The organism is Cellulomonas sp. URHD0024, from assembly GCF_000426185.1.
GTDB lineage: Bacteria > Actinomycetota > Actinomycetes > Actinomycetales > Cellulomonadaceae > Cellulomonas.
This window is the reverse complement of the sequence record NZ_AUEW01000001.1, coordinates 998,048-1,011,096: the sequence shown is the minus strand read 5'-3', so window position 1 is coordinate 1,011,096 and position 13,049 is coordinate 998,048. Positions and strand designations below refer to the sequence as shown.

Below are 13,049 nucleotides of genomic sequence, written 5' to 3'. Positions count from 1 at the left end.
CGTCCGGATCCGATCACGGCGTCAGGCGCCGGGAGAGCGTGTCGTCGAGCGCTGCCCGGTCGCCGTCGACCCGCAGACCGTCGTCGGGGGACCGCCGTCCCCACAGGAGGAGGGCGAGGTCCCTCGCCCGGCCGGTGACGTGCACAGCCGGGGCGGCCGGGCCGCCCAGCGACCACGTCCGGTCCGCGTCGGTGGCGTGCAGAGCGACCGGCGCGGGCAGGGGCTCCATGCGACCCATCCGCTCCTGTCGCGGCTGCATGACGGTGACGACCTCGTCCACGGTGTCGGCCCACACGACGGGGTCCACGGCCAGGTCCAGCCCGCCTGCGGTGCGCAGGTCCCACAGGTGCACGAGCGTCTCGTGGGTCTGGCGACGGTGCCAGAACGACGCGGGTCCCTCGCCGAGGAGCGTCCACGAGCGAGCGTCCGGTCCGAGCTCGGCGAGCGTCTCGCGCAGCTCGGCGGCGCACGATCCGTAGAGGTCGGTGAGGACGAACGGCCCGCGTCCGAGCGGGGTCTCCTCGGTGCGGCGCGCCTGGCCCGCAGCCCAGTGGTGGATCCGGGCCACGTGCACCACCAGGTCCTTCACCCGCCAGCGGCCGCACCAGGGGACGCGGGTGGTCGGGTCGACCGCGGGGATCGTCGCGAGGAACTGGCCCTGGAGGTCCGACAGCACCGCCAGCGAAGCGGGTACAGCGGCGGGCGCTGGTGTGGGCGCATCGGCATGGTGCGTCGTCATGGGACCATGGTGGTACCGACCGCACGTGACCCGACAGGGCGACGACGGTCACCGATCGTCGCGACGGTGCCATCAGTGCCGCCCGAGCCTTCGCCGATATCGAACTCAGGAGCCAGTCCGCTTGTCCCCGATCCCCGGTGCCGCCGCCTCGTCGCGCATCCACCCCGCGGCCACGCCGCCGGAGCTGCTGCGCAACTTCTGCATCATCGCGCACATCGACCACGGCAAGTCGACGCTCGCGGACCGCATGCTGCAGCTCACCGGCGTCGTGGACGCGCGGGCGATGCGCGCGCAGTACCTGGACCGCATGGACATCGAGCGCGAGCGCGGCATCACGATCAAGTCGCAGGCCGTGCGGATGCCGTGGGGCGTCGGTGAGGACGCCTTCGCGCTGAACATGATCGACACCCCCGGGCACGTCGACTTCACCTACGAGGTGTCCCGGTCGCTGGCGGCCTGCGAGGGGGCCGTGCTGCTGGTCGACGCCGCGCAGGGCATCGAGGCGCAGACGCTGGCCAACCTCTACCTCGCGCTCGACAACGACCTGACGATCATCCCGGTGCTCAACAAGATCGACCTGCCGGCCGCCCAGCCCGAGAAGTACGCGGAGGAGCTGGCCAAGCTCATCGGCGGCGAGCCCGAGGACTGCCTGCGGGTGTCGGGCAAGACCGGAGAGGGTGTCACGGAGCTGCTGGACCGCATCGTGGAGCTGGTCCCTCCGCCCACCGGCGACGCGAACGCACCGGCACGCGCGATGATCTTCGACTCCGTCTACGACACGTACCGCGGTGTGGTCACCTACGTCCGGGTCGTCGACGGCAACCTGAACCCGCGCGAGAAGATCGTCATGATGTCGACGCGCGCGACGCACGAGCTGCTCGAGATCGGCGTGATCTCCCCGGAGCCGGTCCCGACGAAGGGGCTCGGGGTCGGCGAGGTCGGCTACCTCATCACGGGCGTGAAGGACGTGCGCCAGTCGAAGGTCGGCGACACCGTCACCAACGCCAGCAAGCCCGCGGCCGAGGCGCTCGGCGGCTACTCCGACCCGAAGCCGATGGTTTTTTCGGGCCTGTACCCGATCGACGGCACCGACTACCCGGTGCTGCGCGACGCGCTCGACAAGCTCAAGCTCAACGACGCCGCGCTCAACTACGAGCCCGAGACGTCGGTCGCCCTGGGCTTCGGCTTCCGCGTCGGCTTCCTCGGCCTGCTGCACCTGGAGATCGTCCGCGAGCGGCTCGAGCGCGAGTTCGACCTCGACCTCATCTCGACGGCACCGAACGTCGTCTACGAGGTGACGCTCGAGGACAAGAGCGTCGTCGTCGTGACCAACCCGAGCGAGTTCCCGTCGGGGAAGATCGGTGCCGTCAACGAGCCCATGGTCAAGGGCACGATCCTGGCGCCGTCGGAGTTCATCGGCGCCATCATGGAGCTCTGCCAGACCAAGCGCGGCGAGCTGCAGGGCATGGACTACCTGTCCGAGGACCGTGTCGAGCTGCGCTACGTGCTCCCGATGGCCGAGATCGTGTTCGACTTCTTCGACCAGCTGAAGTCCAAGACGCGCGGCTACGCCAGCCTCGACTACGAGCGCATCGGCGACCAGGAGGCGGACCTGGTCAAGGTCGACATCCTGCTGCAGGGCGAGACGGTGGACGCGTTCAGCGCGATCGTGCACAAGGACAAGGCCTACGCCTACGGCGTGATGATGACGGCCAAGCTCAAGGACCTCATCCCGCGCCAGCAGTTCGAGGTGCCCATCCAGGCCGCGATCGGTGCGCGGATCATCGCGCGCGAGACCATCCGCGCCATCCGCAAGGACGTCCTGGCCAAGTGCTACGGCGGCGACATCACGCGTAAGCGCAAGCTCCTGGAGAAGCAGAAGGAGGGCAAGAAGCGCATGAAGACGATCGGTCGGGTCGACGTGCCGCAGGAGGCCTTCATCGCCGCGCTCTCCAGCGAGCCTGCCGGTTCCGCCGGCGGCAAGGACGCGAAGAAGAAGTGAGTCCGGCTCTCCCCGAGGGAGACGTGGCACCCGACGACGGCTCCTTGCCGGCGTCGGCGTTCGACGGCCTGGAGCAGCGCGCCTTCGGCGTCTACCTGCACGTCCCGTTCTGCACGGTGCGCTGCGGCTACTGCGACTTCAACACGTACACGGCCACCGAGCTGGGCGGAGGCGCGAGCCAGAACGCGTACGCGGACACGGCCCTGAAGGAGATCGCGCTCGCCGCGAGCGTCCTGCCGGCGCGGCCGGTGCAGACCGTGTTCGTCGGCGGCGGCACCCCCACGGTCCTGTCGGTCCCCGACCTGTCGCGCATGCTGACCGGCGTCCGCGAGGCGTGGGGCTTTGGCGACGACGCCGAGGTGACCACCGAGGCGAACCCCGACTCCGTCACCCCGGAGTCGTTGGAGGCGCTGGCCGCCGCCGGCTTCACCAGGGTCTCGTTCGGGATGCAGTCGGCGGTGCCGCACGTGCTGGCCACCCTCGAACGCACGCACGACCCCCGACGTATCCCGGACGTCGTGCGCTGGGCTCGCGATGCGGGCCTGGCCGTCTCGCTCGACCTGATCTACGGGACGCCGGGGGAGTCGGTCGACGACTGGCGTACCAGCGTCGAGGCCGCACTGGCCACCGGCGTCGATCACGTCTCCGCCTACGCGCTGGTCGTCGAGCAGGGCACACGCATGGCGGTGCAGGTGCGCCGCGGCGAGCTCGAGCTGCCCGACGGCGACGACCAGGCCACCAAGTACGAGCTCGCCGACGACCTGTTCGAGGCGGCCGGCCTGCGCTGGTACGAGGTCAGCAACTGGTCGAGGACCCCCGAGACGGCCTGCCGGCACAATCTCGCCTACTGGCGGGGTGACGACTGGTGGGGGGTCGGCCCCGGGGCGCACAGCCACGTCGGCGGGGTGCGCTGGTGGAACGTCAAGCACCCGCGCGCGTATGCGGACCGGCTCGACCGCGGGCTGAGCCCCGCCGCCGGCCGCGAGACCGTGACCGGCGACGGCGCGGTGCTGGAACGGCTGATGCTCGGCGTCCGGCTGTCGGCCGGGCTGCCGCTCGACGTGCTGCCGGCGAGTGCGCGTCCCGCGGTCGCCGGGTTGATCGCGGACGGTCTGGTGGACGGCGCGGCAGCACTGCGTCGGGACGAGGGCGGCCGGCGTCTGGTCCTCACGCGTCGTGGACGACTGCTCGCCGACGCGGTCGTCCGGACGCTCGCGGGCTGACGTGACGGCCCTCGGTGCGCTGGGAGCCCGAAGCCGACATGCCGGGCATCACCCCGCATCCTTGACACAGGTGTGCGCCTTCGGTTCGCTGGCGTGGGCATCGACCGCCCGTGACCAGGAGGCCACGCATGAGCGAGAACCGGGACGGTACGCCGCCGAACGACGACGAGCCCGTCGCGCCTGACCCTCAACAGCCGGTTCCGCTGGCAAAGCCGCCAGCGGCACCGCCACCGCCACCGCCGCCACCGCCCGCTCCGCCGCAGGCGCCCCCACCCCCACCCCCACCCCCGCCGCCCGCTCCGCCGGTCCCGCCGCCTGCGCAGCCGCAGTACGGGCAACCCCAGTACGGGCAACCGGCGCCGGGCGCGTACCCGCCACCGCCCCAGCCGGGGTACGGCCAGCCGGGGTACGGCCAGCCGGGGTACGGCCAGCCGGGGTACGGCCAGCCGGGGTACGGCCAGCAGGCGCCCGGCGCCTACCCGCCCCCGGGCTACGCGCAGCCGCCCGCCGGTGGCTACGCACCGCCGCCGCCGTCGCCGATCGGGGAGTCGGTGTCCTACGGCTGGGCGCAGTTCACCCGGCACGGTGGCCTCTTCATCGCCGCCGGAGTCGTCTGGTTCGTCGGCTTCCTCGTCGTGGTCGGGATCGTCTCTGCGATCTTCGGCGGCGGCGCACGGATGTTCCGCAACGGCGCGTTCGGCTTCGGGCTGTCGTTGGGCGCGATCCTCCTGACGCTCGTCGCGTCACTGATCGGCTACCTGATCCAGGCGATCTTCATCAGCGCTGCCCTGGACGTCACCAAGGGCAAAGAGATCACCTTCGGGACCTTCTTCAGGTTCGTCGACGCCGGACCGGTCGTCGTCACGGCCCTGATCCTCACCGGGATAGCGGTGGTGCTCAGGGTGATCCCGGTCCTCGGGGGCCTTGCCTCGCTCGTCGTGAACTTCCTGCTGTTCTTCACGTTCTGGTTCGTGATCGACAAGAAGCTTCAGCCTGTGGACGCCATGAAGGCGAGCTACGCGTTGATCGTCGCCAACCTGTCCACCACGATCCTCTTCTACCTGCTGGCCCTCGCGATCGTCGTAGCGGGTGCCCTCCTCTGCGGCGTCGGCCTGCTGGTGGCCGTCCCCGTCGTGCTGCTGGCGAGCGCGTTCCTGTTCCGGAGGTTGCTCGGGGACCCGATCGCCCCCGTCGCCTGACCGCTGCTCGACACCCACGGTGCCCGGCCCGCTCGCAGGCCGGGCACCGTCACGCGGTGACGAAGTCGATGAGCTCCTCGACGCGACCCAGCAGGCTGGGCTCGAGGTCGGCGTAGCTGCGGACGGAGCGCAGGATCCGCTGCCAGGCGCGGGCCACATCGGCCTGGTCCTGCGCGGGCCACCCGAGCTCACGCAGGATGCCGTGCTTCCACTCGGTACCGCGCTCGATCGTCGGCCAGGCCGCCAGGCCGATGCGTTCAGGCCGCACGGCCTGCCACACGTCGACGTACGGGTGCCCGAGCACGAGCACCGTGCCCGCGGGGGCCATCCGGACGGCCTCGGCGGCGATCCTGCTCTCCTTGGCCCCGGCGACGAGGTGGTCGACGAGCACGCCGACGCGGCGCCCGGGTTCGGGGGCGAAGTCGCGGATCGCGTCGGGCAGGTTGTCCACGCCGTCGAGCAGCTCGACCACGACGCCCTCGAGGCGGAGGTCGTCACCCCAGACCTTCTCGACGAGCTCGGCGTCGTGCTTGCCCTCGACCCAGATCCGGCTGCCGCGGGCAACGCGCGCCCGGGCGTCGTGCACCGCGACCGACCCGGAGGCCGTACGGGTGGGGCGCCCGGGCGCCGGCGCCCGGACCGGGGCGGTCAGCGCGACGGGTTCGCCGTCGAGCCAGAAGCCCCGGCCGAGCGGGAACGTGCGCGTGCGGCCGCGGCGGTCCTCCAGGACCACGACGTGGACGCCGCCGGACTTCTCGACGCGGACGACCGCACCGACCCAGCCGGTGGTGACCTCCTCGACGACGAGGCCCGTCTCCGCAGCCTGCGGGCGGCTGGTCCGGGTCGGTCGGTGGTGGGTCGAGGCGGCGCCGCGCAGGACGTCGGAGCCGTAGCGGTCCTGGTTCACCCGGGCAGCGTAGAGGCGCGCCGGGATCGCGCCGGCGGGGCACGCCGTTGCGCTGTGGGCGCAGTGCCCCCACCTGCAGTCGTGGTGTCGTCGTCGCGGCGTAGCATTGGCACTCCTGCCCGGGGAGTGCTACCCGCCTCACCGCCGCGCAGGCCGAGACGGCCCGAAGGCAGGCTGCCACGAACGCGAGGGAGGCGAGATGAGCGACGACCGGAGGCTTGACGTGCTGCGGGCGATCGTCGAGGACTACGTCGCCACCCGTGAGCCCGTCGGTTCGCGCGCGCTGGTCGAACGGCACTCCCTCGGGGTCTCTCCTGCCACGATCCGCAACGACATGGCCTCGTTGGAAGAGGGCGGCTACATCGCTCAGCCGCACACCTCGGCCGGTCGGGTCCCGACCGACAAGGGGTACCGGCTCTTCGTCGACCAGCTCTCCAGCGTCAAGCCGCTGTCCAGCCCCGAGCGGCGCGCGATCGGCACGTTCCTGGAGAACGCGCAGGACCTGGACGACGTCGTCGACCGAGCGGTGCGCATCATCGCGCAGCTCACCCAGCAGGTCGCGGTGGTGCAGTACCCCTCGTTGCGGCGCTCGGCCCTGCGGCACGTGGAGCTCGTGCCCGTCGGCCAGCGGCACCTGCTCGTCGTGCTCATCACGGACACGGGTCGCGTCGAGCAGCGCACGCTCGAGCTCGACGGAGAGCTCGACGAGTCGGTGGTCGCCTTGCTGCGCGCCCGGCTGAACGTCAGCGCCGCAGGTCGTCGGCTCTCCGAGCTGCCCGTCGCCCTCGCCGACCTGAGCGCAGCCTTCGCCCCCGTCGACCAGGCCCTGGTGCGCAGTGTCGTCTCCGTGCTCGAGGAGACGTTGGCGCAGGAGAGCGAGGAACGGGTCGTGCTCGCCGGGACGGCCAACCTCGCGCGTGCGGGTGGGACCGACGTGCGCTCGATCGGGCCGGTCCTCGAGGCGCTGGAGGAGCAGGTCGTCCTGCTGCGGCTGCTCTCGGAGATGGCGGAGGACACTCAGGCCGTCGCGGTGCGCATCGGTCGCGAGACCCAGCACGACGGCCTCGTCGAGACCAGCTTCGTGACCACCGGCTACGGCGACGAGGGAGGCGGCTCGGTGGCGCGCATCGGCTCCATCGGCCCGCTGCGCATGGACTACCCGGCCACCATGTCCGCGGTGCGCGCTGTCGCGCGCTACCTGACGCGGATCCTGGCGCAATGACCGTCGCTCTGAACAGCACACCCACCGGAAGCGAGCAGATCCTCCCGTGACCGACTACTACGAGATCCTCGGCGTGCCACGCGACGCGACGCCTGACCAGATCAAGAAGGCCTACCGCAAGCTCGCGCGCGAGCACCACCCGGACGTCGCGGGTTCCGATGCGGGCTCCGAGGACACGTTCAAGGACGTGTCGCGGGCCTACGACGTGCTGGGGAACCCCGAGAAGCGCCGGGCGTACGACATGGGCGGCGACCCCGCCTCTCCGGGTGGCGGAATGGGCGGTGGGTTCGGCTTCCAGGACATCTTCGAGACGTTCTTCGGTGCGGCGACCGGCCAGGCGCAGCAGCGCGGGCCGATCCCGCGCGCACGCCGCGGCCAGGACGCGCTCGTCCGTCTGGACCTCGACCTGCCCGAGGTGACGTTCGGCGTGCACCGCGAGGTCCCGGTCGACACGGCCGTGGTCTGCCCGACCTGCAACGGCACCTGCTGCCGGCCGGGCACCTCGCCGCGCACGTGCGAGGTCTGCGGTGGTCGCGGCTCGGTCCAGCGCGTGGCCCGCTCGTTCCTGGGCCAGGTGATGACCACGCAGCCGTGCGCGGTCTGCCACGGGTTCGGCAGCGTCATCCCCGATCCGTGCACCGAGTGCTCCGGCGAGGGCCGGGTCCGTTCGCGGCGCACCCTGAGCGTCGACGTGCCCGCCGGCGTGGACACGGGCACGCGCATCAAGCTCACGGGTCAGGGCGAGGTCGGTCCGGCGGGCGGACCGGCGGGCGACGTGTACCTCGAGGTGCGCGAGCGGAAGAACGACACGTTCGTCCGTCGTGGTGACGACCTGCACGCGACGCTCGAGGTGCCGATGACCGCGGCGGCGCTCGGCACGGTGCTCACGCTGGAGACCTTGGACGGGCCACGCGACGTCGACCTGCGTCCCGGCACGCAGCCGTCGCAGATCGTCACGCTGAAGAACCTGGGGGTCGGCCACCTGCACGTCGGCGGACGCGGGGACCTGCACGTGCACGTCGACGTCCAGGTGCCCACCGCGCTGGACGACGAGCAGTCCGAGCTGCTGCGCAAGCTCGCGGCGCTGCGCGGCGAGGAACGCCCGGAGGCCCGGTTCGCCGGGTCGAGCACGGGCGTGTTCGCCAAGCTGCGCGACAAGCTGTCCGGCCGCTGAGCGGCCCGGCGGGATGAGCGCGCCGGTCTTCCTCGCCGACCCCGGGACCCTGCGGGACGTCGTCGCGGGCGGCACCTACCTGCTCGGCGGCACCGAGGGCCGTCATGCCGGCGTCGTCCAGCGGCGCGCCGCCGGTGAGCGGGTCGACGTGGTCGACGGCGAGGGCGTGCGTCTGGTGGGCACAGTCGACGCTGTGACGGCCGACGGCGTCCTCGTCGCCGTCGCGGAGGTCGTGCTCGAGGACCCGCCGGCCGTGGGGCTCGTGCTCGTGCAGGCGCTGGCCAAGGGGGACCGGGACGAGATGGCGATCGAGGCTGCGACCGAGGTCGGGGTGGACGCCGTGGTCCCGTGGCAGGCGGAGCGGTCGGTCGTCGTGTGGCGTGGAGAGCGTGCCGCGAAGAGCCGGCTCCGCTGGGTGGGTGCGGTGCGGTCCGCGGCCAAGCAGTCGCGTCGTGCCCGGGTGCCCGAGGTCGGGACGGCGCTGGACGGGCGAGCGCTCGCCACGCGGATCCGGTCGGTGGTCGACGCCGGTGGCGTCGCGCTGGTCCTGCACGAAGAGGCGTCGGCGCCGATCGCGGACGTCTCGTTGCCCGCCGCGGGCGAGTGTCTGGTCGTCGTCGGACCCGAGGGTGGGATCGGCGAGACCGAGCTGAGCCGGCTGACGGACGCCGGTGCGCACGCTGTCCGGCTCGGCCCGCACGTGCTGCGCACCTCGACGGCCGGGCCCGTCGCCCTGGCGATCCTGGCCCAGCGACTCGGTCGTTGGTCGTAGCCGGTCCCTTGTGGGCGCGGGCTCGTAGACTGCTCTGTACGTTCTCACCCAGCTAAGGAGCCCACGGCGCACGCCGAGCACATGGCCGAACCAACGCCCAACCCTGAACGCACAGCCCGCACCCACGGTGCGCCGGCTCGCGTCGAGCACCGGATCACTGTGCCGTCGGACATCTCCATGGTGGAGCTGCTCGGCCTGCAGGACGAGGTCCTGCGCGCGATCGAGACCGGTTTCACGTCGGTGGACATCCACGTGCGCGGCAACGAGGTCACGTTGGCCGGTCCGGTCGGCGATGTCGCTCTCGTGTCCCGCCTCGTCGACGAGCTGGTCGAGATGGCGGCGAGCGGCACACCGCTCACGCCCGACATCGTCGCGCGGTCGGTGACCATGCTGACGGAGGCCTCGGCGGTCCGGCCGGCCGACATCCTCTCGTTCAACATCCTGTCCAGCCGCGGGCGCACGATCCGGCCCAAGACGTCCGGGCAGAAGGAGTACGTCGACGCCATCGACCGGCACACCGTGACGTTCGGTATCGGTCCCGCCGGCACGGGGAAGACCTATCTGGCGATGGCCAAGGCGGTGCAGGCGCTCCAGGACCGCAAGGTGCACCGGATCGTGCTCACGCGTCCCGCCGTGGAGGCAGGCGAGCGACTCGGGTTCCTGCCCGGCAGCCTGTCGGACAAGATCGACCCCTACCTGCGCCCGCTCTACGACGCGTTGCACGACATGGTCGATCCCGAGGCCATCCCGCGGCTCATGGAGGCGGGGACCATCGAGGTGGCGCCGCTCGCCTACATGCGCGGTCGCACGTTGAACGATGCGTTCATCATCCTCGACGAGGCTCAGAACACGACCGTCGAGCAGATGAAGATGTTCCTCACCCGCCTCGGGTTCGGGTCCAAGGTCGTCGTCACCGGGGACGTCACCCAGGTGGATCTGCCGTCGGCGACCACCTCCGGGCTGCGGGTCGTCGAGCAGGTGCTCACGGGCATCGACGACGTCGCCTTCTGCCGGCTCAGCTCGTCCGACGTCGTCCGGCACCGGCTGGTCAGCGAGATCATCGACGCCTACGCACGCTGGGACAGGAGCTGAGGGCGAGATGAGCGTCGAGGTCAGGAACGAGTCCGGGTACGACGTCGACGAGGCGGAGTTCGCGGCGCTCGGCAGGTTCGTCATCGACGCCATGCACGTGCACCCGCAGACGGACCTGTCGATCACCCTGGTCGGCACCGACGCGATGACCGACCTGCACGTCCAGTGGATGGACGAGCCGGGTCCGACCGACGTGCTGTCCTGGCCGATGGACGAGCTGCGGCCCGGCCGGGAGGGCGATCCGACGCCGGCAGGGCTGCTCGGTGACGTCGTCCTGTGCCCCGAGGTCGCCGCCGCCCAGGCCCGGACCGCCGGGCACTCGACCGAGGACGAGCTCCTGCTGCTCACCACGCACGGCATCCTGCACCTGCTCGGCTACGACCACGTCGAGCCTGAGGAGCACAAGGAGATGTTCGACCTCCAGCGCCAGCTGCTGCTGAGGTTCCTGGCAACCCGATGACCGACGTGCCCGTCGCACTGCTCGTCCTGCTCGCGGTCCTGGGCATCGCCGCGGCCGCCGCGCTGTCCGCGGGGGAGATCGCTGTCGTGCGCGTCTCCCGAGCTGCGGTGACCGACCTCGTCGCGGAGCGGCACCCGGCGGCGAGCCGTGTCCGTGCGCTCACCGAGCACCCGACCCGGGTCGCCTCCGCGGCGGCGTTCGTGCGGCTCCTCACCGAGATGACGGCGACCGTCTGCATCACGCTGGCGGTGGGCTCGGGCGACCTTCCGTGGTGGGCCGTGCTGCTGATCTCGGTCGCGCTGTGCGGGCTGGTCGCGTTCCTGCTGGTGCGGGCGAGCCCCCGCACGCTGGGTCGCCGGCACCCCGTCCGGACGCTGGCGGTCCTGTCCCGGCCCCTGGTCGCGGTGACGGCCGTGGCAGGGCGGCTGGGCGCGGTCGGTCGACCGACGGAGGGCTCCGCCGAGGAGGACGAGGACGAGCTGCGCGAGATGGTCCAGCGCGTCAGCGAGTCGGACGTGATCGAGGACGACGAGCGTGAGATGTTCCGGTCGGTGCTCGGGCTCGGGGACACCCTGACGCGCGAGGTGATGGTGCCGCGCACCGACATGGTCACGGCACCCGACGACACGCCGGTGCGCAAGGCCCTCGCGCTGCTCCTGCGGTCAGGGTTCTCCCGTGTGCCGCTCACCGGCGAGTCGGTGGACGACCTCACCGGGGTCCTGTACCTCAAGGACGTCGTCCGTCGGCTGCCGATCGCACCCACCGGGCGCTCGAACAACAAGGAGCAGCAGGCCGTGCTCGACGCCCCGGCCAGCTCCTTGGCCCGGCCGGCGGTGTTCGTCCCCGAGTCCAAGCCGGTCGACGAGCTCCTGCGCGAGCTCCAGGACGGGACGTCGCACATGGCGATGGTGGTCGACGAGTACGGCGGCATCGCGGGACTCGTCACGATCGAGGACGCGCTCGAGGAGATCGTCGGCGAGCTCACCGACGAGCACGACCGGAGCGCCCCTGTGGTCGAGGACCTGGGCGACGGTCTGTTCCGCGTCCCCGCCCGTCTGGGGCGCGACGAGCTGGGCGAACTGTTCGGTCTCGAGGTCGAGGACGAGGACGTCGACACCGCCGGCGGTCTGCTGGCCAAAGCCTTGGGTAAGGTTCCTCTGCTCGGGTCGGCGGGGGACATCCACGGGCTGCACCTCGTCGCGGACCGCGTCGAGGGTCGGCGCCGTCGGTTGGCTACAGTCCTGGTCAGCCAGGTCGACCCCGAGACTCAGAACGAGCTGGACAAGCACGGAACTGTGGGCTCGGCAAGGACGCCCGCGCCCGACAACCACGGAGCGACTCGATGACCTTCCGATCCGGCTTCGCCTGCTTCGTCGGGCGCCCCAACGCCGGCAAGTCGACGCTCACCAACGCGCTCGTCGGCCAGAAGGTCGCCATCACGTCCGGCCGCCCGCAGACCACCCGGCACACGATCCGGGGCATCGTGCACCGCCCGGACGCGCAGCTGATCCTCGTGGACACGCCCGGGCTGCACCGTCCGCGGACCCTGCTGGGTGAGCGGCTGAACGCGCTGGTGAAAGACACGCTCACCGAGGTCGACGTGGTCGGCTTCTGCCTGCCTGCCGACGAGCGGGTCGGCCCGGGAGACCGCTTCATCGCGGACCAGATGACCGAGCTGGCGCGCGACGGTCGAGGCACGCCGGTGGTCGCGATCGTCACCAAGGCCGACCTCGTCGGCAAGGGCAAGCTGGCGGAGCACCTCATGGCCGTGCAGGGGTTGGGCGACTGGGCGGACATCGTTCCCGTCTCGGCGGTCGGCGGCTACCAGGTCGACGTCCTCGAGAAGGTGCTGATCGGCCACCTGCCGGAAGGGACGCCCCTGTACGCCGAGGGTGAGCTCACCGACGAGCCGGAGGCCGTGATGGTCGCCGAGCTGGTCCGGGAGGCGGCGCTCGAGGGCGTCCGCGACGAGCTGCCGCACTCGTTGGCGGTGGTCGTCGACGAGATCGTCCCGCGCGACGAGCCGGCCGCGGGCGGGGTGCCGATGCTCGACGTGCGCGTCAACCTCTTCGTGGAACGCGACAGCCAGAAGGCGATCATCATCGGCAAGGGTGGTGCGCGGCTGCGTGACGTCGGCAGCGAGGCGCGCCGCGGGATCGAGGCGCTCCTCGGGGCCCGGGTCTACCTGGACCTGCACGTCAAGGTGGCCAAGGACTGGCAGCGTGACCCGAAGCAGCTCGGGAAGATGGGTTTCTGAGG

The 13,049-nt window shown here is 71.6% G+C and carries 12 protein-coding genes; 10 read left to right on the top strand and 2 right to left on the bottom strand.

Going from position 1 to position 13,049, the window contains the following annotated elements; all coding sequences use genetic code 11:
* Positions 1-13: 13 nt before the first annotated feature.
* Positions 14-739, bottom strand: coding sequence for a maleylpyruvate isomerase family mycothiol-dependent enzyme (locus I847_RS0104680; RefSeq protein WP_028048768.1), 726 nt, complete (start codon positions 737-739; stop codon positions 14-16).
* 121 nt (positions 740-860) lie between these two features.
* On the opposite strand from I847_RS0104680, the gene lepA reads away from it, so the two are divergent.
* From lepA to I847_RS27010, 3 genes are all read left to right on the top strand, one after another.
* Positions 861-2,741: a translation elongation factor 4 gene (lepA, locus tag I847_RS0104675; protein ID WP_028048767.1), complete on the top strand. Its 1,881-nt coding sequence runs from the start codon at positions 861-863 to the stop codon at positions 2,739-2,741.
* Entirely contained in the window at positions 2,738-3,964 is a 1,227-nt protein-coding gene (gene hemW, locus I847_RS0104670; RefSeq protein WP_028048766.1) for a radical SAM family heme chaperone HemW, read from the top strand. The genes lepA and hemW overlap by 4 nt, the downstream gene beginning before the upstream one ends.
* 128 nt (positions 3,965-4,092) lie before the next feature.
* Entirely contained in the window at positions 4,093-5,163 is a 1,071-nt protein-coding gene (locus I847_RS27010) for a hypothetical protein (protein WP_196804467.1), read from the top strand.
* 49 nt (positions 5,164-5,212) lie between these two features.
* On the opposite strand, the gene I847_RS0104660 is transcribed toward I847_RS27010, so the two are convergent.
* Positions 5,213-6,070, bottom strand: coding sequence for a DUF3097 domain-containing protein (locus I847_RS0104660; protein ID WP_028048764.1), 858 nt, complete (start codon positions 6,068-6,070; stop codon positions 5,213-5,215).
* A 199-nt stretch (positions 6,071-6,269) separates the two neighbouring features.
* On the opposite strand from I847_RS0104660, the gene hrcA reads away from it, so the two are divergent.
* From hrcA to era, 7 genes are all read left to right on the top strand, one after another.
* Entirely contained in the window at positions 6,270-7,292 is a 1,023-nt protein-coding gene (gene hrcA / locus I847_RS0104650) for a heat-inducible transcriptional repressor HrcA (RefSeq protein WP_028048763.1), read from the top strand.
* 46 nt (positions 7,293-7,338) lie between these two features.
* Positions 7,339-8,466 carry a molecular chaperone DnaJ gene (gene dnaJ / locus I847_RS0104645; protein WP_028048762.1) on the top strand — a complete coding sequence of 376 codons (1,128 nt, stop codon included), beginning with the start codon at positions 7,339-7,341 and terminating at the stop codon, positions 8,464-8,466.
* Positions 8,467-8,479: 13 nt separating this feature from the next.
* Complete coding sequence (locus I847_RS0104640; protein WP_028048761.1) at positions 8,480-9,238, top strand: 16S rRNA (uracil(1498)-N(3))-methyltransferase; 759 nt, start codon at positions 8,480-8,482, stop codon at positions 9,236-9,238.
* An 81-nt stretch (positions 9,239-9,319) separates the two neighbouring features.
* The gene (locus tag I847_RS0104635; RefSeq protein ID WP_028048760.1) at positions 9,320-10,330 is read left to right on the top strand and encodes a PhoH family protein; all 1,011 of its coding nucleotides are present in this window, start codon (positions 9,320-9,322) and stop codon (positions 10,328-10,330) included.
* 7 nt (positions 10,331-10,337) lie between these two features.
* On the top strand, positions 10,338-10,790 hold the full coding sequence (gene ybeY, locus I847_RS0104630; RefSeq protein ID WP_028048759.1) for an rRNA maturation RNase YbeY: 453 nt from the start codon (positions 10,338-10,340) through the stop codon (positions 10,788-10,790).
* A complete protein-coding gene (locus tag I847_RS21935; protein ID WP_051274436.1) occupies positions 10,787-12,136 on the top strand; it encodes a hemolysin family protein in 1,350 nt (449 codons plus the stop codon). Before ybeY ends, I847_RS21935 begins: the two co-directional genes overlap by 4 nt.
* Entirely contained in the window at positions 12,133-13,047 is a 915-nt protein-coding gene (era, locus tag I847_RS0104620; RefSeq protein ID WP_028048758.1) for a GTPase Era, read from the top strand. Before I847_RS21935 ends, era begins: the two co-directional genes overlap by 4 nt.
* Positions 13,048-13,049: the final 2 nt, after the last annotated feature.